Genomic DNA, 26,499 nt, shown 5'->3' on the forward strand with positions numbered 1-26,499 from the left:
AGAGGTGCGAAGAAGGCCATAGGGGCTTCCGCGTCGAAGGGGACAGCGGCGCCCGACGGAGGCCGGCAGGCGGGCATGTCCGGCGCGGCCGAGGGATCCGCCGGAGGCTGGGACGACGGACTGATCGCCCGGCGGGCCGGTGAGAAGGACGCCATGGAGGACTTGGAGGGGCTGGACGGTCTGGACGGCCTCCAGGGCGTGAAGGGCCTGACCGGCGCGCTGGACGGCGGCGGGAGCGTCCTGGCGGGAGCGGAGCCGCGCACGGCCGACGGCGGCGCCTACAGCGGCCCGCTGCGGGCACGTCTCGACGCGCTGCGCGAGCTGATCGGACTGTCGCGGGCTCGTCTGGAAGGGTCGATCCTCGACGAGGCGGGACGAGTGCTGGAGGAGGCGTCCGCCCGTCAGCGGCTGTCCTCGCGGCACACCGTCGTCGCCATCGCGGGCGCGTCGGGCAGCGGCAAGTCGACGCTGTTCAACGCCCTCGCCGGAGTGCCGATCTCGGAGACCGGACTGCGCAGGCCCACCACCTCCGCGCCGATCGCCTGCACCTGGTCGGACGGCGCGGCGGGCCTGCTCGACCGGCTCGCCGTCCCGGGGCGGCTGCGGCGCAAGCCGCTGGCGGGCGGGGACGGGGACGAGGAGTTGCACGGTCTTGTCCTGGTCGATCTTCCCGACCACGATTCGGCCCTCGTCCACCACCGTGAAGAGGTCGACCGCGTACTCGCGCTGGTGGACGCCGTCATCTGGGTCGTGGATCCGGAGAAGTACGCGGACGCCGCGCTGCACGAGCGCTATCTGCGCCCTCTGGCAGGGCACGCCGAGATCACCTTCGTGGTGCTCAACCAGATCGACCGGCTGCCGGGTGAGGCCGCCGACCAGGTGCTCGACGATCTGCGCCGGCTGCTCGACGAGGACGGCATGGCCCTCGGTGAACACGGCGAGCCCGGGGCCACGGTGCTCGCGCTCTCCGCGCTCGGCGGGCAGGGCGTGGGAGAGCTGCGTGAGCTGCTCGGACGGTTCGTACAGGAGCGGAACGCCCCGGCGCGGCGGATCTCGGCCGATGTGGACGCGGCGGCCGGGCGGCTGCGGCCGGCCTATGTCGCGATGGGGCATCCAGGGCTCGGCGAGCGCTCCCGCGAGCAGTTCGCGGACCGGCTGGCCTGGGCGGTCGGCGCGGTGGCGGCGGGTGAGACGGCGGAGCGCGCGTGGCTCAGAAACGCGGGACGTGCGTGCGGGACACCGTGGCTGCGGCTGTGGCGCTGGTACGAGAGCACGCGGATGCCGGGCATCGGGAAGCCGCGTGCTCCGGTGGCCCCGGAGGAGGAGCTGACGGCCCGGCAGCGGGTCGAGCAGGCTGTACGTACGGTGGTGGAGGAGGCGACCGCCGGACTGCCGGCTCCCTGGGCGCACGCCGTACGCGAGGCGGCGCTACGGGGCGCCGAGGGACTGCCCGAGGCGCTGGACGAGCTGGCGGTGGCGGCGGGCACGCCGGGCCGGCCGCCGCGGCCGGCCTGGTGGCCCGCGGCCGTGGTGGCCCAGGCGTGCATGACGCTGCTTCAGATCTTCGGCGCGCTCTGGCTGGTGGGCCAGATCGTCGGCGTACTGGAACCAGGACTCCTCCCGCCCGTGCTGGTGATGCTCGCCGGGATCATCGGCGGGCCGCTCGTGGAGTGGGCCTGTGCGGCGGCGGCCCGGGGACCGGCGCGGCGGTACGGACAGGACGCCGAGCGGCGGCTGCGAGAGGCCGCCGCGGGCTGTGGACGGGCGCGAGTGCTGGATCCCGTCTCGGCCGAGCTCATGCGGTACCGGGAGGTGCGGGAGCAGTACGTGACCGTCTCCAGGCTGCGGATGTGACGGCGCTTTGGCGCGGTCGCGCCACGGTGTGAGGGTGACGGGCTTTTCCACAACTCGCGGGTATTCCACAGGCGGCTGCGCATTCTTTCCGTCCGGTCCAGCATGAGTTCAGTCAATGCAGCCGGACGGGAGAGGCCGTTATGAACGACACCGTGGTGACCGTGGTGGGGAATGTCGCAACAGGTGTGGAATTCAGGGAGTCGGCGTCAGGTGGGGTGGCGCGGTTCAGATTCGCGGTGACCGCGCGCCGCTGGGACCGTGAGAAGGGAGAGTGGGCGGACGGCCCGACGAGCTTCTACACGGTGTGGGCATGGCGGACGCTGGGAGCGAATCTGGCCGCCTCGGTCTCCGTCGGAGAGCCACTCGTGGTGCACGGGAGGCTGCGGGTGCGCGAGGAGGAGCGGGGCGGTCAGCGCAGGACGTCGGTGGACATCGACGCGGTGGCGATCGGACACGATCTGACCCGTGGGACCTCCGCGTTCAGACGTGTGGCCAGGGCGACTCCGCATCTGACGGAGCGTCATCACCGCACGACACAGGGCCAGGGACCGGTCGGCGGGCCGGTGCGGGAGGTGGCCCGGGTGCCGACGCGGGCGACGACTTCGGGGCGGGAGCGTCCTGTCCAGGGGCGGCTTCCCGTCCCGGCCGGCGCTCCCGGCGGCGGATCGGACGGTGCCGAGGCCGCGGTTTCGCCCGCTGTTCCGGACTCGATGCCACGCGCACGTCAGGACCTGGAGCCCGCCGGCGCGCCGGCGCGGGTGGCGTCGACCGCGCTTCCCTGACCCGCGGTTGTGGAGATTTGTCGATATTGCCAGTCGTATTCCGGATGTGCGGCCGGGTGTCGATAACGATTCCGATTCGGAACGGTTATCTGATCGTATGAGAGGGCACTGGGGCTTCCCGCCGTCCATAGGATTCCCGAGTACTCACGGGGCACTTGAGTCTGCCGGCGAGGCATACCCCCCACGCGTCCGCACGCGAAAGAACCCTCGCCCGAAGGGGAATTCTGTGTTTTCTTCGATATCTGCGTCATCCGTACGGAGACGAGGCATCTCCCGTCTCGCCGCCGCGGTCCTCGTCCCGGGCCTGGTCGCGATGGGTTCGCTGGGCGTCACCGGTGCGGCCGCGGCCGACGAGGCTCCCCAGCACCAGGGCGGCGCGGCCGCCACCCTCGACGGGCTGAAGACCTATGACGGCGCCGTCCTCCACGCGAACGGCAAGGACCAGCAACTGGCCGCCGGGCTCTTCGAGATGACCGTCGACGGCGGCGGCAAGCTGAAGACGTACTGCATCGACATCCACAACCCGACGCAGGAGCAGGCGAAGTACCTGGAGACCCCCTGGGACCAGACCTCGCTCGGCGCCAACAAGAACGCCGGCAGGATCCGCTGGATCCTTGAGCACTCCTACCCGCAGATCGACGACCTCTCGGCGCTGGCCAGTGCTGCCGGTACCGGTCCGCTCACCGAGAAGACGGCGGCCGCGGGTACGCAGGTCGCGATCTGGCGCTACTCGGACAACGCCGACGTCGACGCGAGCGACGCCCAGGCCGAGAAGCTCGCCGCGTGGCTGGAGAAGAGCGCGAAGGACACCTCGGAGCCCAAGGCCTCGCTCACGCTGGAGCCCGGCGCGGTCTCCGGCAAGGCCGGCGAGAAGCTCGGTCCGGTCACGGTCCGCACCGACGCCGACAGCGTCACGGTGACACCGCCGGCCGACAGTGCCGCCAGCGGTGTCAAGATCACCGACAAGGACGGCAAGCCGGTCACCGCCGCCGTCAACGGCACGGAGCTGTACTTCGACGTTCCGAGCGGTGCCTCCGACGGTGTGGCCTCGCTCGGTGTGCAGGCCACCACCTCCGTCCCGGTCGGCCGCGCCTTCGCCGGTGTGACCAAGAGCCAGACGCAGATCCTGGCCGGCTCCAGCGACTCCACGGTCTCCGCGACGGCGACCGCCAACTGGGCCAAGCGAGGACCGATCCCGGCGCTCACCGCGGAGAAGAACTGCGCCAAGGGCGGCGTCGACATCACCGCCAGCAACAAGGGCGACGAGGAGTTCACCTTCGAGCTCGCGGGCACCGAGCACTCGATCGCGCCAGGCGGCTCCGAGACCATCACGGTCCCGGTCGGCGAGGACGCGGCGTACGACTTCACGATCACCGGGCCCGGCGGGTTCTCGCAGAACTTCAAGGGTGTCCTGGACTGCAAGACCGCAGGCAGCACGACTCCGGCGACCGAGCAGCCCTCCTCGGCGCCCAGCCCGGCCTCGGCCGGCGGCTCCTCCGCGGGCAGCACGGGTGACCTGGCCGAGACCGGTTCCTCCAGCGCCACGCCGATCATCGCGGGCATCGCGATCGCGCTCGTGGTCCTCGGCGGCGCCGCGGTCTTCTTCCTCCGCAGGAAGAACACCGCGTCCGGAGAGTGAGTGATCCACGGCGCTGAGTGACATGGCGCCGCCATGGCCCCCGGGACGCGGAAGCGTGCCGGGGGCCATCGCTGTCGGCGGTGGCCGGGAGTGGTCCGGTGAGCGGTACTGGTTTCCATCGAGGGGTGGACGTCAGGCAAGATGGGGTGTATCTGCCCTCACGCGGCGGAGCCGCACATTGGCCCTTCTCGATTGCCGGACGGTTTCTCTTGGCTGAGTACATCTACACGATGCGCAAGACGCGTAAGGCGCACGGCGACAAGGTCATCCTCGATGATGTGACGCTGAGCTTCCTGCCGGGCGCGAAGATCGGTGTGGTGGGTCCGAACGGCGCCGGTAAGTCCACCGTGCTGAAGATCATGGCGGGCCTCGAACAGCCGTCCAACGGCGACGCGTTCCTCTCGCCGGGCTACACCGTCGGCATGCTTCTCCAGGAGCCGCCGCTGGACGAGTCCAAGACCGTCCTGCAGAACGTGCAGGACGGCGCGGCCGAGATCATGGGCAAGCTCAACCGCTTCAACGAAGTGGCCGAGCTGATGGCGACGGACTACTCCGACGCGCTGATGGACGAGATGGGCAAGCTCCAGGAGGACCTCGACCACGCCAACGCGTGGGACCTGGACACCCAGCTCGAACAGGCCATGGACGCCCTGGGCTGCCCGCCCGGCGACTGGCCCGTCACCAACCTCTCCGGTGGCGAGCGCCGCCGCGTCGCGCTCTGCAAGCTGCTGCTCGAAGCTCCCGACCTGCTGCTGCTCGACGAGCCCACCAACCACCTGGACGCCGAGTCCGTGCAGTGGCTGGAGCAGCACCTCGCCAAGTATCCCGGCACCGTCGTCGCCGTCACCCACGACCGGTACTTCCTGGACAACGTCGCCGGCTGGATCCTGGAGCTCGACCGCGGCCGCGCCATCGGCTACGAGGGCAACTACTCCACGTACCTGGAGGCCAAGCAGTCCCGGCTGAAGGTCGAGGGCCAGAAGGACGCCAAGCGCGCCAAGCGGCTCAAGGAAGAGCTCGAATGGGTCCGCTCCAACGCGAAGGGGCGGCAGGCCAAGTCCAAGGCCAGGCTGGCGCGTTACGAGGAGATGGCCGCAGAGGCCGACAAGATGCGGAAGCTGGACTTCGAGGAGATCCAGATCCCGCCGGGCCCGCGGCTGGGCGGCGTCGTTGTCGAGGTCGAGCACCTCTCCAAGGCGTTCGGCGACAAGGTGCTGATCGACGACCTGTCGTTCTCGCTCCCGCGCAACGGCATCGTCGGTGTCATCGGCCCGAACGGCGCCGGCAAGACCACACTCTTCAAGATGATCCAGGGCTTCGAGGAGCCGGACTCCGGGACCATCAAGGTCGGCGACACGGTCAAGATCAGCTACGTCGACCAGACCCGCGGGAACATCGACCCGAAGAAGACGCTGTGGGCCGTCGTCTCCGACGAGCTGGACTACATCAACGTCGGCCAGGTCGAGGTGCCCTCGCGTGCCTATGTCTCCGCGTTCGGTTTCAAGGGCCCGGACCAGCAGAAGCCGGCCGGAGTGCTCTCCGGTGGTGAGCGCAACCGCCTCAACCTGGCGCTGACGCTCAAGCAGGGCGGCAATCTGCTGCTCCTCGACGAGCCGACCAACGACCTCGACGTCGAGACCCTGTCTTCGCTGGAGAACGCGCTGCTGGAGTTCCCGGGCGCGGCCGTGGTCGTCTCCCACGACCGGTGGTTCCTCGACCGCGTCGCCACCCACATCCTGGCGTACGAGGGCGACTCCAAGTGGTTCTGGTTCGAGGGCAACTTCGAGTCGTACGAGAAGAACAAGGTCGAGCGGCTCGGTGCGGACGCCGCCCGTCCGCACCGCGCCACCTACAAGAAGCTCACCCGGGGCTGACATGGCCCGGCACATCTACAGCTGTCCGCTGCGCTGGTCGGACATGGACGCCTTCGGGCATGTCAACAATGTGGTCTTCCTCCGCTATCTGGAGGAGGCCCGCATCGACTTCATGTTCCGGCTGGCGCCCGGCGACGGCTCGCCGTCCTTCTCCGGCGGGTCGGTGGTGGCCCGCCACGAGATCGACTACAAGCGGCCGCTGGTCCACCGGCACGAGCCGGTGACCATCGAGTCGTGGGTGACGAAGATCAGCGCCGCGTCGCTGACCATCGCGTACGAGATCAAGGACGCCGACCTGGTGTATGTGCGGGCGTCGACGGTCGTCGTGCCGTACGACCTGGGAGCGGCGCGGCCGCGGCGGATCACCCAGGAGGAGAGGTCCTACCTCCAGAAGTACCTGGATGACGACAAGGACGCTCTCGCGGCATGACAGCACCGGTGCAGACACTGGAGTTCGCCGACGCGCGGGAGGCGGCCGATCTCGGCGCCTTCCTCGCGCGGCTGATCCACTACGACCGGGCCGCCGCCGTCCGGCTTCAGGCCGGAGGCGGCGCGCTCGCCGTGTTCGGCCGGCCGGCGTCCTTCGAGGTGCTGGCCATCCGTACGGCCCGGCTCGCCGTGCCGTACGCCCTGGATGTCACCGTCTCAGCCGGTGAACTCCTCGAATCCGTCGACGAACCCGCCGGCAGCGCGGCCGTCCCGGCCGCCGTCACCGGTCCGCCGTGGGCCGGAGTGCTGCCGCCGCGCGGTGGCTGGCGGCAGGTGCCGGGACTGCCGTCCGAGGACGCCGTCCGAGGCGCACTGGCCGCGGCGGTCGCCGAATTCCGTGCCCGCGACGAGCGGTTGACGCCGGCCGACCGGACCAGGGCGGAGCGCGACCGTATCGGCCGGGAGATCTGGTCCAGGACCCTCGGCGACACCGGGCTGCCGCTGCGGGCCGTCCACGCGGCCCAGTCGCTGGGCTTCCTGCGGCCCGTACGGGTGATGGTGCCGGCCTCGGCGACGCCCCAGGAGCCGCTGGCGCTGCTGGAGTCCGGGGCCTGGCTCCGGCTCCGTACGCCGTACGGCTCGATCGCCGTACGCCGCGCCGGACTCAGCGGCCTCACGGTCACCCCGGCCTGAGCGAAGGCGTGGCGGCGCGTGCCCGCGTCCGCGCGGATCAGCCCGCGGTGTTCACCATCGAGGCGGCGGCATAGGTGAGGTAGTCCCAGAGCTGCCGCTCGTGTTCCTCCGACAGCCCCAGCTCGTCGACCGCCACTCGCATGTGCCGCAGCCAGGCGTCGTGCGCGGCGCTGTCGACCGCGAACGGCGCGTGGCGCATCCGCAGCCTGGGATGGCCCCGGTTCTCGCTGTAGGTGCGCGGCCCGCCCCAGTACTGCATCAGGAAGAGCGTGAAGCGCTCCTCGGCGGGGCCCAGGTCCTCCTCCGGATACATCGGCCGCAGCAGCGGATCCTCCGCGACCCCCTGGTAGAACCGGTGGACCAGGCGCCGGAAGGTGTTCTCGCCGCCGACCTGCTCGTAGAAGGTCTGCTCCTGAAGCGCGCCGTGCGGAATCTCTTTCACCCGTCCATCGTCTCAGACGCGTCGGCCGAGGACTTTCGGCTTAGGTCTTTGTCCGCCGGAGCAGCCCGTCCGCCGGAGCAGCCCGTCCGCCGGAGCAGCCCGTCCGCCGGATCAGGCCGCGGGGCCCGGAGCGGTGGATCGTGGAAACCTCCTGGCCAGGTCCCGCTCGGCCGGACTCGTCTCCGCGGTCCGCGCGGATGACCCGGCACGGTGTGACCGGCTCGCTTCCTGGCTGCTCTGCCAGGACAGTGGAGACATGGGCGCACACCGGGACGACGCGCAGGGGCCGGACGAAGCGGCCGCCGCGGAGGCGCGCGCCGCGCTGGTACGGGAGATCGCGGCGAGCGGTGCGCTGGACGATCCGGCCTGGCTGGCCGCGTTCGAAGAGGTGCCGCGCCATATTTTCGTGCCCTACTACTTCGTCAGCCGTCCCGGCGGCTACGACCGGCTGTGGAGCGGAGATCCCGATCCCGTGCGGCGCAGGCGCTGGCTACGCGGAGCGTATGCGGACGGGCCGCTCGCCACCCGGGTGCGCGACGGTGAGCTGATCTCCTCCAGCAGCCAGCCCTCTCTGATGGCCCGCATGCTGGTTGAGCTGGACGTACGGGACGGTGACCGGGTCCTGGAGATCGGCGCGGGCAGTGGCTACAACGCCGCGCTGCTCTCCCACCGGCTGGGCGAGGAGCGGGTCACCACCATCGATCTGGACCCGGAGATCACGGAATCGGCCCGGGTCCATCTCGCGGCGGCCGGCTACCGGCCCGCCGTGGTGACGGGCGACGGAGCGCGCGGCTGCCCGGAGCGCGCGCCGTTCGACCGGATCATCGCGACCTGCACTCTGCCGTCGGTGCCACGGGGCTGGCTGGCGCAGTGCACACCCGGAGCCCGGATCCTCGCGCCGCTCGCCACCGGTCTGATCGCTCTACGGGTCGGAGACAGCGTCGACCGCGACTGCGCCGAGGGACGCTTTCTGCACACTGCCGCGTACTTCGTGCCGCTGCGCGGGGTGCCCGGTGGCGGGCCCCTGACACGGCGGCCCGTCGGCGGACTGCCCAGGCGCGCGGCAGAGAACGATCTCTTCCGCTTTCTGCTCGCGCTGACCGAGGGCAGCCTGGACCCGCACGAGGCGCTCTCTCTCTGGGAGCGCGAGCGGCGCCCGAGGAGGGAGCGTTACGGCGTCACCGTGGCCGGTGACCGGCAGTGGGCCTGGCTGGACGATCCCTCGGGGCCGTATGTCTGGCCGCTCAGCCCCGGCGGACCGTGATCGTCGTCCAGGCGCCCACATGCACCCGGTCGCCGTCCTTCAGCGGGACGGGAACATAGGGCTGTATCGGGTCCTCGGCGCCGTTGAGCGTGGTGCCGTTGGTGGAGTTCTGGTCGACCACGGCCCAGCTTCCGTCCGGCTGGTGGACCAGGACGGCGTGCTGGTGCGAGACACCCGGGTCCTCCGGCGGGACGGAGAGATCGATGTCGGGAGACTCACCGGTGGAGTGCCGGCGGCGGCCGATGGTGACCTGGTTCCCGGACAGCTCAAGCCGCTGCTCCGGCGAGTACGCCGGCAGATTCAGCCCGGTGGCCTCGGGCCCGCTGCGCTGCATCATCGCCATGAAGTACTCACGGTCGGGACCGATGACCGCCGTCCAGGCCGCCGGAGCCTGGTACTGCCGCAGCGGGTCCTGCTGCTGCGGCGGTACCTGACGCCGAGGCGCCTGCTGCTGGGGCGGGTCCTGCCGCTGAGGGGCCTGACCGCGCGGTGCCTGCGCGTGGGACGGCGGCGGCAGCATCCAGTCGTCGTCGCCGGTCCTCGCCGGTCCTGGCGGCGCCTGCGGAGCCGGAGTCCCCTGGAGGTAGGCGCGCGGAGGCAGCGGCCCGTGCTGCTGCGGACCCTGCTGAGGACCTTGGTCCGGTCCCTGCGACCGCGGGCTCTGCCGTGAGGGCGCCGAGGGCCCCTCCGGCGCCAGCGGTTCGGCGGGCCGGTTCAACTGCGACGGCCGCGAGCCCTGGTACTCGTACGGGTCCGGCGGCCGTGGCGGCTGGCGCTGGGCCTGGAAGCCCGGTGGCAGATTGAGGCCGGGAACGGGACCACCGGCGGCCGGTCCGGAATTGCCCGGCAGCGGATGCTGCGGAGCGAGCGGCGTGTACGACGTCGCCGTGTTCGTGAGGAAGTTCCAGCGGCACTCCTCGCAGAACGGCGCCATCGGCTCGCGCGGCGTGCGGCACTGCGGGCACAGCTCGGCCTGGGCGGTGGCATCGGAGCCGGGGCGCGGGCCCGGCGGATAGCCGTAGCCGGGCGGCGGTGGCGGGGGAGGCGGCGGTACGGCACCGGTGGGAGCACCGGGAGCCGCCATGCGATGGCCGCAGACCTCGCACCAGTCGTCGGAACCCGACTGGTGTCCGTTCGGGCAGGTCGGCATGTCGGCGCTTCCTCCTCTCGTCGTCCGGCCCGCAGGCCGCTGCTCAGCGCTGATTCTGTTACTTCTTGACGCGAACGGTCTTGGTGGAGCGTGTTTCGAGGGTCATCTCGTCCGCATCCGCCACCTTCGCCTTCAGTCGCACAGTACCTGTCGCCGCGTCGACCACGTCCACCACCTTCGAAAGCAATTTCGCCGTATCCGCGTTGCCGGAGGAGGCCGCGAGCTGCACGGCGCGCCCCAGTTTCGCGGTCGCTCCGTCGAAATCGCCCGACTTGCGAGCTTCCAGGCCCTGTTGGATGACGTGCGCCAGTTCGGCCTGGCCGGTGTAGTGGGCCACCTGAGGGTTGATCGAGGTGGAGGCCGCCATGTCGTCCGTCCACACGGCCCGGACCAGTCCCTGGGACAGCACCTGCGGAGAGCCGCCCCGCTGCGCCGGAAGTATCAGCGAGACTCGCGCGGCGAGCATCTCGCGCCCGATACCGGCCTCCGGGACCTTGACACATACGTGGTAGTCGCGGGACTCGTCGCCCCAGGAACCGGTCGGATAGTCTCCGGCCCGCGGTCCCGCCTCCGTACGCCGGCCGGTCAGCTCCTCGACCGTCGGCGCCACCTGCTTCACAAAGCCGATCTCGGCCCCGACGGGTGTCCAGAGCCGCAGCGCCACATCCGCGACCTCCTTGCCCATCGTCTTCTCCATCATCCGCGTGAAGTCCGCCGCCAGACCGGCCGGATCGGCGACGATGTCGGCGGTCCCGAGCAGCGCGGAGGCGATGCCGGTGACCTCCTTCACCTCCCAGTCCGTACCAACGCCCCGGGCGTCACAGGTGAAGCGGCCCACGCAGGCTTCGAGCGTGGCCTTCAGGTCCTCCGCGGATTCGTGCTCATTACGGCCGTCGGTGAGCAGGATGCCGTGCCGGATAGGGACATCGGCCGAGGCCAGCAGCCGGTCGGCCATCCGCAGCCAGGTGCCGATCGCCGTGCCGCCGCCCGCGCTGAGCCGGCGCAGGGCCTCCTTGGCCTGGGCTCTGGTGCCCGCGTCGGCCACCGCGAGTCTGCCGTTGCCCGGGTAGACCTCCTTCGCCAGATGCGTCCCGCCGACGATCGCGAAGGCGACGCCGTCGCGCAGGGTGTCGACGGCCGCGGCGGTGGCGTCGCGCGCGTTGCGCATCTTCGTCGGTGGGTAGTCCATCGAACCGGAACAGTCGACCATGATCACCACGGCGGCGTTGGAGCCCTGGCCGGGCAGCGCCGAAGGGGAGGACGACGCTCCGACGAGCGGCACACCGCCGGTGGTGCCGCCTCCGGTGGAGGTGACCGTGACGATCGCGTTGACTTCACGCCCGCCCTCGGGCAGGTATTCGTTCTGGTACACGTCGACGGAGAACCGCGGCACGTTCGACTTGGAGAAGTTCGCCATCTGTATCGGCTCCTTGACGCTCCACACAGCAGAGACAGTGAAAAGGGCTCCCCGAAACGGGCATTGACGGTCGAGGACGATCAGAGTGGGACTCAAGCCGCGCTGTAGGCGGATCCTGCCCCTTGTGGTGGTACGGCGAACGGCAGTACGGCCACTGTTACGTTGTCGTGGCCGCCGCCGTCCAGCGCGTGGCCCACCAGCACCCGCGCCGCGTGCAGCGGACGTCCGGCGGCGTCGGCCGGCAGGGCCCTGGCCATCTCCTCGGAGCCCTCCGCGTAATTCCACAGGCCGTCCGTGCACACCACCACCACGCCCGGACGGTCGGGTTTGAAGGACGCCGTGTGCGGCTCCAGTTCGTACGCGTCGGCGCCGAGCCAGCCCGTGATGGCGTGGGCGCGCTCGTCGGCGTAGGCCTCCGCCTCGTTCATCAGCCCGGCCGCGACCATCTGCGCGGCCCATGAGTCGTCCTCGGTGAGCCGGGCGGGCGCGGCGGAACGGTCGTCCGGCACCCAGTACGCCCTGCTGTCGCCGATCCAGCCGACGACCAGCAGCCCGCCGGCCACCACCGCGCCGACGATCGTGCACGCGGGAGCGTTCCGATGGCGCTGCGGCTCGGTGTCCGCCGTGCTGCTCGCGACCGGAGCGAGGCGGTTGACGGCCTCGGCGGCGACGACGATCGCCTCATGCATCGCCTGTTGCGGATGCGTACCTCGCGGCAGGGCTTCCAGCAGGGACTCGTTGGCCGACGCGGCGGCGGCGGCCGAGGCATCGTCGGGCCGGGTCGCCGACGACACGCCGTCGCAGACGATCGCGACAACGGCGGGCGAACCGTCCGGCAGAGCGGCGGAGGAGACGGCGAACGCGTCCTCGTTGCGGTGATGCCGCAGTCCGCGGTCGCTGACCGCGGCCACCGCGCCGAGCTCCTGCTCCACATGGTCGCGCTCGCGCGGCTGGGCGTGGCCGCAGTTCTCGCAGTAGCCGTCCATGTCGACACGGCCGGCGCGACAGGCCACACAGAGCTTGGCGCCGGGCGCCGGGTCGGGAACCGTCGTGCGCGGATCGGCGGAGGCGCCGGCCGGGGCCGGGCCGGCGGAGTCCACGACCGGCGCGTCCGGGACCTGTCCGGCCGGAGCGTCCGGGACGCGTCCCGGTGCGGGCGTCGCCGGTGCGGGCAGTTCGAAGTCGCCGTCGGACCCGGGCAGTTCCGTGCCCGACGAGTCCACGCCCGGCAGCTCGCCGGGCAGGTGGACGGGCGCGGCGGGCTCCGAGCCGTCCGCGCCGGCAGCCACGGGCCACTCCACGCCGGCGGCCGGAGCGCCGGGCTCCGTGCGTCCGCTGTTCATGACCACGGTGGGCTGGTCCTCGGGGCGCGGTGGTACGACCGACAGGTCATAGCCGCACGCACCGCAGAACAGGTCGCCGGACTCCAGCGGCTCCGCACAACTGGGGCAGGTCGGCAGAGCGGCCGACTGGTGCATCTGGGACATCAATCACACCCACGTCCGGGGGCGGAAGCGGTTTGCGCGCTCCACCAGTTCGATCCTCTCCTCGCCGCGCTGAGCGAGCCGGGCGAGCACCCGGTACGAGCGTTCCAGTCCGAAGCGCAGGCCGCGCTCGTCCAGTTCGCTGCCCAGCAGCGCGGTCCCTACGGGTGGGGACCCGGGACTACCGGAGAGTACCCAGTCCAGGGCCGTGCCCAGTACCTCCGCCGACAACTGTTCACGTCGTACCGCGTCCAGACCGAACTGCTGGAGCGCCGACACCTGGTGTGCCGCCGCCGTCAGATCGTCGATCAGCGGTGGCTCCGCGCCGCGTGCGGACGCGTGCGGGCCACGCTCCCGCAGCCGGGCCCGCACGGCCGCGACCCGCGCCGCCGTGTAATGGATCGACGCCTCGGGCACGGACTCCAGCGTGCTGACGGCACCGGTCCGGTCGCCGGCCGCCAGCCGCACCCGGGCCAGTCCGAACGCGGCGCTGACATAGCTCGGATCGGTCGTCCATACGAGGTGGTAGTACTCGGCGGCGTTGTCGAGCTGGCCGAGCACCTCGGCACAGAGACCCAGCGCCAGCTTCGGGGCCGGCTCGCCGGGGAACGCGTCATAGATCGCGTCGAAGGAGAGCGCCGCGGTCTCGTGATCACCGGTCGCGAGGGAGGCGACGCCGCGGTACCAGACGACCCGCCAGTCGTCCGGCCGGTGGACCTCCAGAGCGGTCAGCGCCTCGACGGCGATGACGAGTTCACCCATCTCAAGACGAGCGCGCAGTTCGCGCAGTCTTCGCTCCACCGAGTCGGCGGGAGCCGAAGCCAGTGCGGAAACCAGTTCGGCGGGGGCGGAGGCCATCAGGCCGGCCAGGAATCCCGCGTTCGGGTCATTCGGATCGACCCTCGGTACGGGCAGTGCCAGCGCGGTGGCTCCGACGTCCAGCGCCGCGAGCCGAAGGCCGCCGCCGGCGGACGCGGCCGGGACGGCGACGACGGAGCCACCGGTGCGGGCGGCCGGGACGGGAGCCCGCTGGAGCGGGTACGGCGCGGACACCGGGGCCGGGAGCGCCGGGTCCAGGCCTCCGGCTCCCGGGACGCCGGGGCGTGCGCCGGGCGTGGAGAGGGCGCCGGTACCGGGCACCGGCGAGGCACCGGAGCCCGCACCCGGGTGGGTCACCGCCTTGCCGCGGCGGCCGAACAGACCGCCGCCTCCCGCCGGCTCCGCGCGGGCTCCCAGCCGCGACACGTCCTCCGTCAACTCCGCGAACAGCTCCGTGTCCGTGACGCGCGGCTCAGGACCGAACAGTGTGGAGAGCGAGGGCCGCGGGCGCCCCGTCTGGAGCGCGACGACCTCCCGCAACACACCCATGAGCTGCTCCGCCATCTCCTGCGCCGAGGAGAAGCGACGCGCCGGATCCGGGTCCGTCGCCCGCACCAGCAGCCGGTAGAAGGATTCGTACCTCCGGAAGACATCGATGTTGTCCGGGTCCGGAAGCGAATCCGCGAAGACGTTCGTATAGCCCTGGAAGTCGAAGGTCAGCACCGCCAGGGTGCGGGCCACCGTGTACAGATCGGAGGCGACCGACGGGCCGGTCTCCGCGACCTCCGGCGCCTGGTATCCGACGGTGCCGTAGATCGCCGACTCGTTGTCGTCCATCCTGCGGACGGCGCCCATGTCGATCAGCTTGAGCTGGTCCTCGGTCTGTATCGCGTTGTCGACCTTGAAGTCGCAGTACAGCAGGTTCCGGCTGTGCAGATGGCCGAGCGCCTCCAGTGCCTCGATGCCGTACGCACACGCCTGCTCGACGGGCAGCGGATCGCGCTTGCCGGCGCCGGTCCGCCGGTCGTTGGCGATGTCCTTGAGGGACTTGCCGCCGACGTACTCCATGACGATGTAGCCGTCCATGGAACCGGTGCGCTGGTCCAGGTGTTCGACGAAGTTGTAGATACGCACGATGTTCGCGTGCTCGATCTCGGCGAGGAAGCGGCGCTCGGAGATCGCCGCCTCCATGGCGTCCTGGTCGCCGGTGTCGAGCAGGCCCTTGAGCACCACCCAGCGGTCCGAGACGGCACGGTCGACCGCGAGATAGACCCAGCCCAGGCCGCCGTGCGCGAGACAGCCGACGACCTCGTACTGCCCGTGCACGATGTCGCCCTCGTACAGCTTCGGTACGAACGAGTACGGGTGTCCGCACTTGGTGCAGAACCCTTCCGTACGGCCCGGCCGGTCACCGCGGGCGCGGCCCACCGGTGCCCCGCAGTCGGACCGCGAGCAGTACCGCTTGCGCTCCGGCACCTCGGGGCGCTCCATCACCGCGGACCGCGGCTCCGGTCGCGGCACATCCGGTACGGAGACCAGTCCGGCGCCCAGCCGGTTGCGTCCCGACGCGGCCGTGGTCGAACCGGAACTGCGCACCGACACCAGCCGGGAGGACAGCCGCCCGGACACCGCGCGGGACAGCCGGCCGGAGACCGAACGGCGCGATGTCGAGGAACGCGACGAGCGCGACGAGCCGGCCGAAGCCCGCGCCGAGTCGCTCCGCTCCGAGCCGCTGCCGGCGCCTCTGCCGCCGCCCGCGACACCGGTGGGCGGCGAGGACAGCACGCCATGGGGTGAGACGTCCGGCGCCAGACCGCAGGTGTCGCAGTACAGCTCTCCGCCGCCCATGTCCTCGTACGTTCCCTCGCAGCCGGGGCGCCGGCATGCGTTCTTCCCGCTCATCTGTCCCCCCGTTCGCCTTCTGTTCCTCTGGCCGCGCGTCCCGTCGCCGCGCGTGGTGCTGCCGCTCTCACGCGTCTCCTCCGCGGTCGGCGGGGCCAGGTCCGCGCGGCACCAGCACATCCGCCGCGGCCTGCTGATAGCGCAGGACGGCCTGTTCGGCCACGCGCAGATCGCAGGGCGCGCTCCACAGCATCCGGCGGGCCGCGTCGTACCGCTCGATCAGCAGCGGGTCCTCGGCCATTCCGTGCCGGGCGACCTTGGCCTTGTACGCGTCCAGCCGGCCGCGCAGCTCCGCGCGGACCGCCAGCGGCGCCGTGACCGCCGTCAGCGACTCACGGGCGCGCAGCAGTTCGTCCTCGGCGTCGCGCTCCAGCGATTCCAGGAGCGGTGAGAGCCGGTTCCACTGGGCGTGCCTGCGGTACTCGGCGGCTGTCGACAGCCGCTCCTGGAGCGCGGTCGGCGGGCCGCTGACCGCGGGCACCTCCGACGCGGCGATCTTCGCCAGCACCTCACCGCGCGCCACCCGTGCCTCGGCGAGAGTGCGGTCCGCACGCGACAGCACATCGCGCAGCCGCATCAGCCGCTCCTCCGAGTCCTGGCGGACGGCGAGGACCGCCTCGATCTCCCGCCGTACGTCCTCCAGGGCCCGCGCCGCACGGTCGTAGCGCTCGGTGTCGGGACGGCCGCCGCCGGGCGCCGAACTGCCGGGCGCCGGACGCCAGAAGGCCAGCGGGTCGGAGATCACCTGGTCGCGCAGGCTGCTCAGCTCGTGCGTGATCGACTCCAGGTCGTCGCCTGCCGGATGCTCTCCGGGCCGCACGCCGACGGAGTGCGCCAGCGACCGGGTGCGCCGCAGCTCGGCGGAGAGCAGATCGATCCTGGCGGGCAGCGCCGACCAGACCGCGTCCGCGGTCACGACCATGTCCAGCGAGCCCGCGTACAGCTCGTTCATCCTGGTCACCAGCTCCGCGAGCGTGAACTGCTCGGAGAGTTTCGCGGGGCCGGTGAGGGACGGCGCCTGGTGCCCCGCGGCGCCCGCGACGGTCACGCCCCGGCCGCGCAGTGTCTCGGTCAGCTCCATCAGATCGTCGCGGTTCGGCCAGCGGCGCCTGGCACGCGCCTCCCGTGCCCCGGTCAGCGCCGCGGTGTAGCTGTCGAAGTACGTCCACAGCAGGGTGATCGACTGCTCGGCGGCGGCCCAGCGGTCCTTGGTGACCCCGGTCAGCTCGGCTCCTTCGAGAAGTCTGCGGCCGGCGTGGTCCTGAAGAGCGAGCAGCGAGGTCTCGATCGCCTCGTGCTCCGCTTCCAGGCGTGCCAGGGCCCGGTCCACCTCGTCCCGGTCCATGGCCGGTCCCGATGGCCTCCTCGTCGAGTCGGGGAAGGAGCCCGCGGCGCCCATCGATCACCTCTCCGCTCTTGTCCGTGAGACTGCTTGAAGGACTGGGGCCCGGCGGGCCGGCGCCCTTCCCGGCAAGGCTGCCCTGTCGCGACGCTCCGCACGCGCGATCACCGACTTGGTCAAAAGCCCTGGTGACTCCGGTGCGAGGCACTCCGGCCGCCTCGCGATCCACGGCACCAGCCCCCGCTCCCTGATCCAGCCCGATCCGCCTGATCCAAACGAAAGGCCCTAACTCTCCTTGTACTTGGGCGCCGGCGGCGCCGTTATCCCGGGCAGTCCCGCCCGCAGCCACTTCTTGTACGCCGTCATCCACGGGCTGTCGGCCCCGCCCGCGCGGTATCCCTCCAGCACGTGATTGACCCGGCGCACCAGGTCGTCGTTGCCGAGTTTGACGGCGACGCCGTAGTACTCGGTCGTGAACGGCTTGCCCCGCAGTTCGACGGCCGGGTCCTGCGCCGCCTGGCTGGCCGCGAGTGCGTTGTCCGTCACCACCGCGTCGACCTCGCCCAACTGGAGCCGGACCAGGCAGTCGAGCTGGTTCGGCACCGTCAACTGGTCCTCGTCGCCCGGCTGCTTGTCGTGCTCGTCCTTGAACTTCGCGCCGAAGGAGTTCACCAGCAGCGCCTCGTACGCCGTGGAGCCCTCGGCGGAGCACACTCTCTTCCCGGCGAGCGACGAGTCGTACCCCGTGATCGACGAGTCCCTGGGCGCGAGCACCTGCTGGCCCGCCTGGAAATAGGCGGTGGAGAAGGCGACTTGCTTGATCCGGTCGCAGTTGATCGTCATCGTCCTGACGACGATGTCCACCGTGTCGTTCTCCAGCGCCCCGACCCGCTGGTTGGTAGGGATCGCACGGAAGCTGATGGCGTCCCGATCGCCGAATATGTTCGCGGCGACGGCCCGCGCGAGATCGATGTCGAAACCCTCGATGGCACCGGTGGCCGGGTTGCGGTAGCCCCAGCGGTAGCTGTTCTGGTCGACACCGACGATCAGATGGCCGCGGCTCTTGATCTTCTCGATGGTCGGGCCGTCGCTCTCGGAGGGCCGGAGGCTGGCCTCCGGATCCTGGCACTCGTCGGCCTTGGCGGGCACTGCAGTGGCTGTCCGCTGCGTGCCCTGGCTCTGTCCGGTGCCGGCGGTGTGGGACAGCGGCAGCAGGGTGAGCGCCGCCGTCAGCACACAGGCACCGGCCATGGCCGACACGCCGCCCCAGCCACGGAGCCTGCCGGACGGGCGAGGCCCGCGGAACCGGCGGGGCCTGTCCATGAATGTCATCCCTGCCCCTCTCACCGGTATTCCGAAAGCCTGCGGCCGATGCCGAGGATCGCGCCCACCGCGCCCACCAGCGCCAGCGCTCCGGCGCCGACCGCCAGTCCGGTCAGCGCGCCGCGGCCGTCCGAGGCCGACCTGGTGAACTCCCGCTGCTCCTGCGCGAGTGCCCGCTCCAGCGAGGAGTCCACCTGGTCGAACGACTGGCCGGTGGAATCCTCGCTGCCGATGACCTTCTTCAGCGCGCCGTTGTAGTCACCGGCCTTGTCGGTGCTGCTGGCCGACGCGTGTCGCTCGCGCCACTGAGCGACCGAGGCGATGGCGTCGTCCACCGGTTTCCCGCCGGCGCTGTCGTCGGCGAGCCGCTTCGCCTCGCCGAGCGCCGTGCTGAGCCTGTCCATGCCCGTGTTGTAGTCCGTCTCGTACTTGTCGTGCTTGCCGTCCGGCGTGAGGACGGCGCCTCGCGCCACCAGGGTGAGATTCTCGTTGGCGCGGGCCTTGAGCGAGTTGATCCGGGCGTCGTTGAGGACCTTGAGTGACTTCTGCCCGTGTATCTGCGCGCCATTCAGCTCGGCCCGCGCGACCGTCTGTCCGACGGCCAGCCAGAGCAGCAGGACCGTGGACGCGGCGGTCGCGGCCAGCAGGCCGTGGTTGAGCACGCGGTTCGTCCGGAGGTAGGTGCGCCGCTGGGCCCAGAACAGGCCGCCGAAGGCCAGCACGCCCATCACCAGCGAGACGAACGGCCACAGCCGCGCGTCGTCGTTGTCGCGGGCGAGCCGGTCCGTCTCCGCCTGGTACAGCCTCTCGGCCGCGGGCAGCAGTTCGGTGGACATCCGCTGGTTCGCGTAGCGCAGATAGGCGCCGCCCAGAGGCAGCCCCTGCCGGTTGTTGGCGCGAGCACGCTCGATCAGACCGGTGTAGCGCGGAAGTTGTTCGTTGAGCGTGGCGATCTGTCTGCCGGAATCGCTTGAACTGTCCGTATTCGTCGCCGCCTTGATCAGCAGCCTGGACGCCGTGGCGATGTCCCTCTGATACCGGTCCTGCACATCCCGGGGCTCCTGCGCACCTGCCAGGAAGCCGCTCGCCGCCGCCGTGTCCGCGTCGGCCAGCGAGCGGTAGATGTCCGCGGCGTCCGCGCTCAGCGGCTGACTGCGGCTCACCACGCCGTCCGCGGCGGAGAACCGGTCGGCGGCCTCCCACGCCGTCACCGCTCCGAACGCCACGACCAGCAGCGCCAGCGCCGCGCCGATGATTCTCAGCCGTCCCGGCTCGGTCGTCGCCGCCGCGCGAAGCCGCTCCCTGGTCTCCGTCCACGCGCCGTCCCGCGCGGGCGGCGGAACCGGCGGCGCGGACGGCCGCACCGGAGCGTGTGCCGGAGCCGGTGGCGGCGTGGCTCGCGTACTCGGCGGGTATGTCATGTGACCTCCCCCTGGTCATCTGACGACGGCGGCCCGCCCCCGGCGGGCCGGGGGACGACTCCTGGCCAGCAGTATGGCCGCGAGGCCCGACAACTACACCATGCTTGGCCGATCGTGCACCGGCTCGCACCGGCGCCGGCCGTCCGGACTCCCCATCATGAATACGCCGGGAACCGGTGATCGGTTCCCATTCACGGGTGTTCGCACTCCTTCGTATGACTCATCCGGTGGCGGAAAGCGGTGCTCCGGCGGCGGGAAACAGCGCCGGCTGCGCCATGAGCCGAGGCCGGCTGCCGTGATGCGGCTGCGCCGCGTGCACCAGGAAGGGATGACAGAGATAGACGTCGCCCGGGCGTCCGGTGGCGTACACGACCGGCCGGTGCGCCGACGCCGCGTCGATCGCCGGGCCGATCCTCATGATCGAGGCGCCCTTCTCACCGTACGGCCCCAGCAGGGCCGGCATGTCGTGGTGCGAGCCCACCCGGATCCGGGTCGGCGCGTCCTCCTCGGCCACCTCGCTGAAGAGGAAGAGCATCAGCAGCGCGCGGTCCCGGGAGCGGTGGTTGGCGTGGTAGGTGCGCGCCCCCTCGGGCAGATAGCTGCCCTCGATGTGCCAGCCGGTGTCGTCCGGCTCCTCCTCGTGCGGGAAGCGCAGCGGGAACGAACCGAGCGAGTGCCGGGGCAACCAGCGTCCTGGTCCGAGCAGCCGATCGAACGCGTCATGCAGCACCGGCGTGTTGACGGCCCGGTCGAACGGCTCCTGCGCCATGTCCCAGACCCAGCGCACCGGCCGCGTCCAGGTGCCGGGATCCGCCGGATCGCAGCCGGTCTCGGCCCACAGCAGCCGGGCGCACTCCCGCGCGACCTCCGGCGGAACGGCGCCTTCGAGTTTCACGAACCCGTCCGTCCCGAAGCGTTCGGCCAGCGGATCCGGCACGCTCCGCGAGCCCGGCGGACCCGGCGCCTCCCACGGGTCCGGCGGATCCAGCGTCAGTGCGTCCCGTCGGTCCGGTACATCCGGTGCGTCAGCCATGGCCCGATCGTGCCGCCGCCGACCCCCTTCCGCATCCGCTTTTCGGAGGAGCCGGCGGCGGTGCGTCACGCGTAGTACGCGCTCAGCCGGAGGTGCGCCGCCGTGTCCGCGCCCACCTGATCAAGGCCCAGCAGAGCCGCGCCCAGCACCGGCGGCGCCGTCACCACCGCGAGGACCGCCTTGGGCGCTCTGGCCGCCAGCAGTTCGGCGATCCGGTCGTCGAGCTGCGGATGACGGGCCGCCAGCACGCTGCCGCCCAGCAGCACCGGCGCCTCCTCGTCGAGCAGCCCGAGCTTGCCGAGCGCGACCGTCGACAGCGCGACGACCTCCTCGGCCAGCCGGTCCACCACCGAGCGCGCCACCGCGTCGCCGGCCGCGCTCGTCGCGAACAGCACCGGTGTCAGCTCATGCCTGCGGGCGTACGGGAGGTGGCCGAGGTGCAGCGCCTCGATCAGCTCGTACATCGAGCCCAGACCGAAGTGGCCCGGCAGCGTCCGCACCAGCTCCGTCGGCTCACCACGGCCGTCCTCGGCCCGCGCCGCGAACCACAGCGCCTCCTCCGCCAGGCCCGAACCGCCGCCCCAGTCACCGGAGATCCGGCCGATCGCCGGGAAGCGGGCGGTACGGCCGTCCGGCAGCATGCCCACACAGTTGATGCCCGCGCCGCAGACGACGGCCACACCCCGGGGCTCCGCGCCGCTCGGCAGCCCGGCCCGGAGTATCGCGAAGGTGTCGTTGCGTACGTCGGTGGTACGGCCCCAGCCCCGCGCCTGGACGGCCGCCGCCAGCTCCCTCTCCTCGACCGGCAGATCGGCGTTGGCGAGACAGGCCGACACATGGCCGACGAAGTCCCGCGCCGGCAGACCCGCCGCCCGGGCGGCCTCGGCGACCGCCACCGCCAGTGAGTCGACAGCCGCCTCGATCCCGACGACCGGCGGCTGGAAGCCGCCGCCGCGGGCCGTGCCCAGCACCGAACCGTCGGCGCCGATCACGGCCACATCGGTCTTGCTGTTGCCGGCGTCGACGGCGAGGACGCTCGCGCGCCCCGCCGCCGGGCCGGCCGTGCCCGTACCCACGCTCACACCCACGCGAGATGCTCCCGGTTGTGCGCGATCAGCCGGTCGGTGAGCGCCTCGGCGTACTCGTACTGGCCGATCAGCGGATGCGACAGCAGCGCCTTGTAGACCCGGTCGCGACCGCCGTGCAGCGCGGCCTCCAGCGCCAGGTCCTCGTATGCCGTGACATTCGCGATCAGACCGGCGAACAGCGGCTCGACCGCGGGCACCGCCAGCGGCACCGCGCCCGACCTGTCCACCCGCGCCTGGACCTCGATCACGGCGTTGTCCGGCAGGAACGGCAGCGTGCCGTTGTTGTACGTGTTGACCACCTGGATCTCGCTGCCGCCGCCGCGCAGCAGCGAGGCCGCCAGATCCACCGCCGCCTCCGAGTAGAAGGCGCCGCCGCGCTTGGACAGCAGCTCCGGCTTCTCGTCCAGCGCCGGGTCGCCGTACATCGTCAGGAGCCGCTTCTCCATCTCGGCCACCTCGGCGGCCCTGGACGGCTTGGTCCTCAGCTCCCGCACGACCTCGTCATGCGCGTAGAAGTAGCGCAGATAGTACGAGGGCACGACACCGAGGAGGTCCAGCACAGGACGCGGCAGGTGCAGATCGTCCGCGATGGTGCCGCCGTGCTCGGCCAGCAGCTTGGGCAGCATGTCGGCGCCGTCCGGGCCGCCGAGGCGTACGCCGCGCTCCCAGGTGAGGTGGTTCAGTCCCACATGCTCCAGATACACCTCGGAGGGAGCGACCTCCAGCAGCTTCGCGAACCTGCGCTGGAAGCCGATCGCCACATTGCACAGACCGACGGCCTTGTGGCCGGCCTGGAGCAGCGCCCGGGTCACGATTCCCACCGGGTTGGTGAAGTCGATGATCCAGGCGTCGGGATTGGCACGCCGTACCCGCTCGGCGATGTCGAGGACGACCGGTACCGTGCGCAGCGCCTTGGCGAGACCGCCGGCGCCCGTCGTCTCCTGTCCGACGCAGCCGCACTCCAGCGGCCAGGTCTCGTCCTGCTGACGGGCGGCCTGTCCGCCGACGCGAAGCTGGAGCAGCACCGCGTCGGCGTCCGCGACACCGGCGTCCACGTCCGAGGTGGTGGTGATACGGCCCGGATGGGCCTGCTTGGCGAAGATCCGCCGGGCCAGCCCTCCGACCAGGTCGAGACGGTCGGCGGCGGGGTCGACCAGAACGAGTTCCTCGATCGGCAGGATGTCCCGCAACCGGGCGAACCCGTCGATGAGTTCGGGTGTGTAGGTGGATCCACCGCCCACTACGGCGAGCTTCATTCTTCTCAGCCCTTCACTCCGGTCAGTGTGACTCCCTCGACGAACGCCTTCTGGGCGAAGAAGAACACGAGGATCACGGGGGCCATGACCAGTACGGTCGCGGCCATGGTCAGGTTCCAGTCGGTGTGGTGCGCGCCCTTGAAGGACTCCAGGCCGTAACTGAGCGTCCAGGCGGCCGGGTTCTCCGAGGCATAGATCTGTGGTCCGAAGTAGTCGTTCCAGGCGTAGAAGAACTGGAACAGCGCCACCGCCGCGATCCCCGGCTTCGCCATGGGCAGGACGACCCGGATCAGCGTACGGAACTCGCCGCAGCCGTCCACCTTCGCGGCGTCCAGGTATTCGTCCGGGATGGTCAGCAGGAATTGCCGCAGCAGGAAGATGGAGAACGCGTCGCCGAACGCCATCGGGATGATGAGCGGCCAGAGCGTGCCGGACAGATCGAGCTGCTTCGCCCAGAACAGATACATCGGGATGATGATCACCTGCGGCGGCAGCATCATCATCGAGATGACGAGCATCAGCGACAGCCGCCGGCCGCGGAAGCGGAACTTGGCGAGTGCGTACGCCACCGGGATCGAGGACACCACCGACAGGACGGTGCCGAGGCCCGCGTACAGCAGGGTGTTCTTCCACCAGGTCAGGAAGCCCGGAGTGTCGAAGACCTTGGCGTAGTTGCCCCACTCCCAGCTGTTGGGAGTCAGATCGCGGGTGAGCGCCTGCTGGTCGCTCATCACGGAGGTCAGGAAGAGGAAGACGAACGGCAGGACGAAGAAGAGCGCCGCCGCCACACCGAGCGCGTGCACGCCGATCCAGTGCAATCCGGCTCTGCGGCGCGCCGCGCGGGCGGCGGGCGTACGGCCGGACGGCTGTGCGGGCGCGGCCGTCCCGGCCCGGTCGAGAAGCTGCGTCATATCAGTCACCCGCTCCGATCAGGCCGCCGCGCCGCCGCATCAGCAGCGCGGTGAAGGCCATGGCCAGCACGAACAGCACCAGGGCGACGACGCAGGCGGAGCCGTAGTCGAAGCGCTGGAAGCCGAGGTTGTAGACGAGCTGCGGCAGGGTGAGCGTGGACTTGTCCGGATAGCCGGGCTCGAACTGCTGGCCGGAGCCGCCGATGATTCCGGAGGCGACCTTGCCGGCGACCAGCGGCTGCGCGTAGTACTGCATCGCCGAGATCACGCCGGTGACCACCGCGAACATCACGATCGGCGAGATGTTCGGCAGCGTCACGAAGCGGAAGCGCTGCCAGGCCGACGCGCCGTCCAGCTCCGCCGCCTCGTACTGCTCCTTCGGTACGTCGAGCAGCGCGGCCATGAAGATCACCATCAGGTCGCCGATGCCCCAGACGGCCAGCACGGTGAGGGCCGGCTTGGACCAGGACGGGTCGTTGAACCAGCCGGGTGCCGGCAGTCCCAGCTCTCCGAGGATCGTGTTGACCGGTCCCGTACCGGGATTGAGCAGGAAGACGAAGGCGAGCGTCGCGGCGACCGGCGGCGCCAGATACGGCAGATAGAAGAGAGTGCGGAAGATCCCGGTACCGGTCTTGATCTTGGTGATCAGCAGGCCGATGCCCAGGCCGAACAGCACCCGGCAGGCCACCATGATGACGACGAGCCAGAGGGTGTTGCGCAGCGAGGGCCAGAACATCGGATAGTCGCTGAAGACATACGACCAGTTCCCGAGGCCGTTCCAGACCGGGGTGTTGAAGCCGTCGTACTTCATGAACGAGAAGTAGACGGTCGAGAGCAGCGGATAAGCGAAGAAGACGCTGAAGCCGATCAACCAGGGCGACATGAACGCCGCCGTGCGCAGCGCCGACCTGCGGCGCTTCGCGCGGAGCGCGTTTCCTTCCGGATACGTGGACATCGGGTGGTGTCCCGGCCCGCTACTTGGCCTGCTCGATGTCACGGTCGATCTGCTGGGCGGTCTTCTCCAGACCGGCCTGGAGATCCTTCACGGCGCCCTTCTCGTACTGGTAGCCGAAGTCCTGGAGCGTGAGCTGGTACGCCGAGCCGTTGACGGCGGCGGGCGGCGTGTTCGACTTCGGGTTCTGCGCGATGTCCAGGAACGTCTTGAAGCGCGGGTCGAACTTCAGGTCCGGCGACTTCAGCGCGTCGAAGGTGGACGGCACATTGCGGATGCCGTTGGCGAACTGGACGACCGCCTCGGTGTCGGTGGTCATGTACTTCACCAGCTCCCACGCCGCGTTCTGCTTGGTGCTCTGCGGCGCGATTCCCATGATCGTGCCGGAGAGGAAGCCCTTGCCGTAGCTGTCGGCTTCGTCGTCGGCGACGGGCATCGGCGCGACTCCGATCTCGAACGGCACCTTGGCGTCCTCGGCCATCCCGAGCCGCCACTCACCGTCGAGCTGCATCGCGACCTGACCGGTCTGGAACGGATGCTTGGCACCCCACTCGTCACCGAAGGTGGAGCGGAACCTCTCCAGCTTCTCGTATCCGCCGAGGTCGTCGACCAGCTTCTTCTGGAAGGTGAACATCTTGGCGAAGGCCGGGTCCTTGGCGACGTTGGACTTGCCGTCCTGGTCGAAGTACGTGTGGTCCCAGCTCGACATGTAGTGGTCGACGACCGTCTCGTAACCGTGGTAGGTCGGCATGAAGCCGACCTGCTCATAGCTGTCGCCCTTGGTCTTCGTCAGCTTCTTGGCGTCCTCGGCCAGCTCCGACATGGTCTTCGGCGGCGCCGTGATGCCGGCCTTCTTGAAGGCGTCCTTGTTGTAGTACAGCCCGTACGCGTCGCTGAGCAGCGGCAGCGCGCAGCGCTTGCCTTCGAACTGCGTGTACTCCAGCAGCACCTTCGGGAAGGTCTTCTCCAGGTCCAGCTTCGACTTCTCGATGAACGGCTTCAGATCGGCGAAGGCGCCGGACGAGCAGAACTTGCCCACGCTGGACGTGGTGAAGGAGGAGACGACGTCCGGACCCTTCGAACCGCCCGCGCGCAGCGCCTGGTTGAGCTTGTCGTCGTTGATGTTGGAGACGACGTTCACCTTGATGTTCGGGTGGCTCTTCTCGAACCGGTCGATGTTGTCCTGGATCGCCTTCACCTCGGCCGGGGCGCTCCAGCCGTGCCAGAACGTGATGGTGGTCTTCGCGTTCGGGTCGTCGGACGCGGCGCTGCCGGACTGGCCGGTACACGAGGTGGCGAGGACGGATATCGCGGCGACCGCTACGGCGGAGGCGGTCAGACGGCGGTTTCTGAGCATGCGATTCTCCCGGGGCTTGGGTCGGTGTGGGTTCGGGAAGGCGGGCGCGGCGGGTCTGGTGCGTCTG

Annotated in this window: 20 protein-coding genes and 1 pseudogene; 7 read left to right on the forward strand and 14 right to left on the reverse strand. The window is 70.6% G+C overall.

The features are described 5' to 3' along the window. The first annotated feature begins 75 nt into the window (after positions 1–75). The 6 genes and pseudogenes from PV679_RS01265 (at position 76) to PV679_RS01290 (ending at position 7,271) form a co-directional block, all read left to right on the forward strand. Positions 76–1,854 (forward strand): YfjP family GTPase, encoded by a 1,779-nt coding sequence (locus PV679_RS01265; RefSeq protein WP_319678506.1) that lies wholly within the window; start codon positions 76–78, stop codon positions 1,852–1,854. A 140-nt stretch (positions 1,855–1,994) separates the two neighbouring features. Beyond that, a pseudogene (locus PV679_RS01270) lies at positions 1,995–2,426 on the forward strand (single-stranded DNA-binding protein); the annotation flags it as partial. 436 nt (positions 2,427–2,862) lie between these two features. After that, positions 2,863–4,275 carry an LAETG motif-containing sortase-dependent surface protein gene (locus tag PV679_RS01275; protein ID WP_319678285.1) on the forward strand — a complete coding sequence of 471 codons (1,413 nt, stop codon included), beginning with the start codon at positions 2,863–2,865 and terminating at the stop codon, positions 4,273–4,275. Between the two features lie 209 nt (positions 4,276–4,484). Beyond that, positions 4,485–6,149 (forward strand): energy-dependent translational throttle protein EttA, encoded by a 1,665-nt coding sequence (ettA, locus tag PV679_RS01280; protein ID WP_319678286.1) that lies wholly within the window; start codon positions 4,485–4,487, stop codon positions 6,147–6,149. 1 nt (position 6,150) lies between these two features. After that, entirely contained in the window at positions 6,151–6,579 is a 429-nt protein-coding gene (locus PV679_RS01285) for a thioesterase family protein (RefSeq protein WP_319678287.1), read from the forward strand. Then, entirely contained in the window at positions 6,576–7,271 is a 696-nt protein-coding gene (locus tag PV679_RS01290) for a hypothetical protein (RefSeq protein ID WP_319678288.1), read from the forward strand. The genes PV679_RS01285 and PV679_RS01290 overlap by 4 nt, the downstream gene beginning before the upstream one ends. 37 nt (positions 7,272–7,308) lie before the next feature. On the opposite strand, the gene PV679_RS01295 is transcribed toward PV679_RS01290, so the two are convergent. Continuing rightward, entirely contained in the window at positions 7,309–7,713 is a 405-nt protein-coding gene (locus PV679_RS01295) for a globin (protein ID WP_319678289.1), read from the reverse strand. A gap of 256 nt (positions 7,714–7,969) precedes the next feature. Between PV679_RS01295 and PV679_RS01300 the strand changes: the two genes are divergently transcribed. Continuing rightward, a complete protein-coding gene (locus tag PV679_RS01300; protein WP_319678290.1) occupies positions 7,970–8,977 on the forward strand; it encodes a methyltransferase domain-containing protein in 1,008 nt (335 codons plus the stop codon). Here PV679_RS01300 and PV679_RS01305 read toward each other — a convergent pair. The 13 genes from PV679_RS01305 to PV679_RS01365 all read right to left on the reverse strand — a co-directional run bounded on the left by PV679_RS01305 (position 8,958) and on the right by PV679_RS01365 (position 26,432). After that, a complete protein-coding gene (locus PV679_RS01305; protein WP_319678291.1) occupies positions 8,958–10,127 on the reverse strand; it encodes an FHA domain-containing protein in 1,170 nt (389 codons plus the stop codon). The two genes, PV679_RS01300 and PV679_RS01305, sit on opposite strands and share 20 nt — an antisense overlap. Positions 10,128–10,185: 58 nt before the next feature. After that, positions 10,186–11,544, reverse strand: coding sequence for a VWA domain-containing protein (locus PV679_RS01310; protein WP_319678292.1), 1,359 nt, complete (start codon positions 11,542–11,544; stop codon positions 10,186–10,188). A 92-nt stretch (positions 11,545–11,636) separates the two neighbouring features. Next, complete coding sequence (locus tag PV679_RS01315; protein WP_319678293.1) at positions 11,637–13,031, reverse strand: PP2C family serine/threonine-protein phosphatase; 1,395 nt, start codon at positions 13,029–13,031, stop codon at positions 11,637–11,639. Between the two features lie 3 nt (positions 13,032–13,034). Next, positions 13,035–15,749 carry a tetratricopeptide repeat protein gene (locus PV679_RS01320; protein ID WP_319678294.1) on the reverse strand — a complete coding sequence of 905 codons (2,715 nt, stop codon included), beginning with the start codon at positions 15,747–15,749 and terminating at the stop codon, positions 13,035–13,037. Between the two features lie 67 nt (positions 15,750–15,816). Next, positions 15,817–17,148 (reverse strand): hypothetical protein, encoded by a 1,332-nt coding sequence (locus PV679_RS01325; protein ID WP_319678295.1) that lies wholly within the window; start codon positions 17,146–17,148, stop codon positions 15,817–15,819. A 228-nt stretch (positions 17,149–17,376) separates the two neighbouring features. Next, positions 17,377–18,414 (reverse strand): glutamate ABC transporter substrate-binding protein, encoded by a 1,038-nt coding sequence (locus PV679_RS01330; protein ID WP_319678296.1) that lies wholly within the window; start codon positions 18,412–18,414, stop codon positions 17,377–17,379. A gap of 20 nt (positions 18,415–18,434) precedes the next feature. Next, complete coding sequence (locus PV679_RS01335; RefSeq protein WP_319678297.1) at positions 18,435–19,835, reverse strand: hypothetical protein; 1,401 nt, start codon at positions 19,833–19,835, stop codon at positions 18,435–18,437. Between the two features lie 220 nt (positions 19,836–20,055). Next, a complete protein-coding gene (locus tag PV679_RS01340; protein WP_319678298.1) occupies positions 20,056–20,868 on the reverse strand; it encodes a phytanoyl-CoA dioxygenase family protein in 813 nt (270 codons plus the stop codon). Between the two features lie 65 nt (positions 20,869–20,933). Further along, positions 20,934–21,956 carry an N-acetylglucosamine kinase gene (locus tag PV679_RS01345; RefSeq protein WP_319678299.1) on the reverse strand — a complete coding sequence of 341 codons (1,023 nt, stop codon included), beginning with the start codon at positions 21,954–21,956 and terminating at the stop codon, positions 20,934–20,936. After that, positions 21,947–23,212: a 6-phospho-beta-glucosidase gene (locus PV679_RS01350; RefSeq protein ID WP_319678300.1), complete on the reverse strand. Its 1,266-nt coding sequence runs from the start codon at positions 23,210–23,212 to the stop codon at positions 21,947–21,949. The genes PV679_RS01345 and PV679_RS01350 overlap by 10 nt, the downstream gene beginning before the upstream one ends. A gap of 5 nt (positions 23,213–23,217) precedes the next feature. Further along, positions 23,218–24,123, reverse strand: a complete 906-nt coding sequence (locus PV679_RS01355; RefSeq protein ID WP_319678301.1) for a carbohydrate ABC transporter permease — start codon at positions 24,121–24,123, stop codon at positions 23,218–23,220. A 1-nt stretch (position 24,124) separates the two neighbouring features. Then, positions 24,125–25,078 (reverse strand): sugar ABC transporter permease, encoded by a 954-nt coding sequence (locus PV679_RS01360; RefSeq protein WP_319678302.1) that lies wholly within the window; start codon positions 25,076–25,078, stop codon positions 24,125–24,127. 19 nt (positions 25,079–25,097) lie between these two features. Next, a complete protein-coding gene (locus PV679_RS01365) occupies positions 25,098–26,432 on the reverse strand; it encodes an ABC transporter substrate-binding protein (RefSeq protein ID WP_319678303.1) in 1,335 nt (444 codons plus the stop codon). Positions 26,433–26,499 lie beyond the last annotated feature (67 nt).

This window comes from Streptomyces sp. AK02-01A (assembly GCF_033795305.1).
Lineage (GTDB): Bacteria > Actinomycetota > Actinomycetes > Streptomycetales > Streptomycetaceae > Streptomyces.

Bases quoted from the DNA above. Each gene is read 5' to 3' on its own strand.
- PV679_RS01285 (WP_319678287.1), top strand. From the start codon at position 6,151: ATGGCCCGGCACATCTACAGCTGTCCGCTGCGCTGGTCGGACATGGAC.
- PV679_RS01305 (WP_319678291.1), bottom strand. From the start codon at position 10,127: ATGCCGACCTGCCCGAACGGACACCAGTCGGGTTCCGACGACTGGTGC.
- PV679_RS01360 (WP_319678302.1), bottom strand. From the start codon at position 25,078: ATGTCCACGTATCCGGAAGGAAACGCGCTCCGCGCGAAGCGCCGCAGG.
- PV679_RS01335 (WP_319678297.1), bottom strand. From the start codon at position 19,835: ATGACATACCCGCCGAGTACGCGAGCCACGCCGCCACCGGCTCCGGCA.
- PV679_RS01350 (WP_319678300.1), bottom strand. From the start codon at position 23,212: ATGAAGCTCGCCGTAGTGGGCGGTGGATCCACCTACACACCCGAACTC.
- PV679_RS01330 (WP_319678296.1), bottom strand. From the start codon at position 18,414: ATGGACAGGCCCCGCCGGTTCCGCGGGCCTCGCCCGTCCGGCAGGCTC.
- PV679_RS01365 (WP_319678303.1), bottom strand. From the start codon at position 26,432: ATGCTCAGAAACCGCCGTCTGACCGCCTCCGCCGTAGCGGTCGCCGCG.
- PV679_RS01355 (WP_319678301.1), bottom strand. From the start codon at position 24,123: ATGACGCAGCTTCTCGACCGGGCCGGGACGGCCGCGCCCGCACAGCCG.
- PV679_RS01265 (WP_319678506.1), top strand. From the start codon at position 76: ATGTCCGGCGCGGCCGAGGGATCCGCCGGAGGCTGGGACGACGGACTG.
- PV679_RS01290 (WP_319678288.1), top strand. From the start codon at position 6,576: ATGACAGCACCGGTGCAGACACTGGAGTTCGCCGACGCGCGGGAGGCG.
- PV679_RS01315 (WP_319678293.1), bottom strand. From the start codon at position 13,031: ATGTCCCAGATGCACCAGTCGGCCGCTCTGCCGACCTGCCCCAGTTGT.
- PV679_RS01310 (WP_319678292.1), bottom strand. From the start codon at position 11,544: ATGGCGAACTTCTCCAAGTCGAACGTGCCGCGGTTCTCCGTCGACGTG.
- PV679_RS01340 (WP_319678298.1), bottom strand. From the start codon at position 20,868: ATGGCTGACGCACCGGATGTACCGGACCGACGGGACGCACTGACGCTG.
- PV679_RS01300 (WP_319678290.1), top strand. From the start codon at position 7,970: ATGGGCGCACACCGGGACGACGCGCAGGGGCCGGACGAAGCGGCCGCC.
- PV679_RS01325 (WP_319678295.1), bottom strand. From the start codon at position 17,148: ATGGGCGCCGCGGGCTCCTTCCCCGACTCGACGAGGAGGCCATCGGGA.
- PV679_RS01320 (WP_319678294.1), bottom strand. From the start codon at position 15,749: ATGAGCGGGAAGAACGCATGCCGGCGCCCCGGCTGCGAGGGAACGTAC.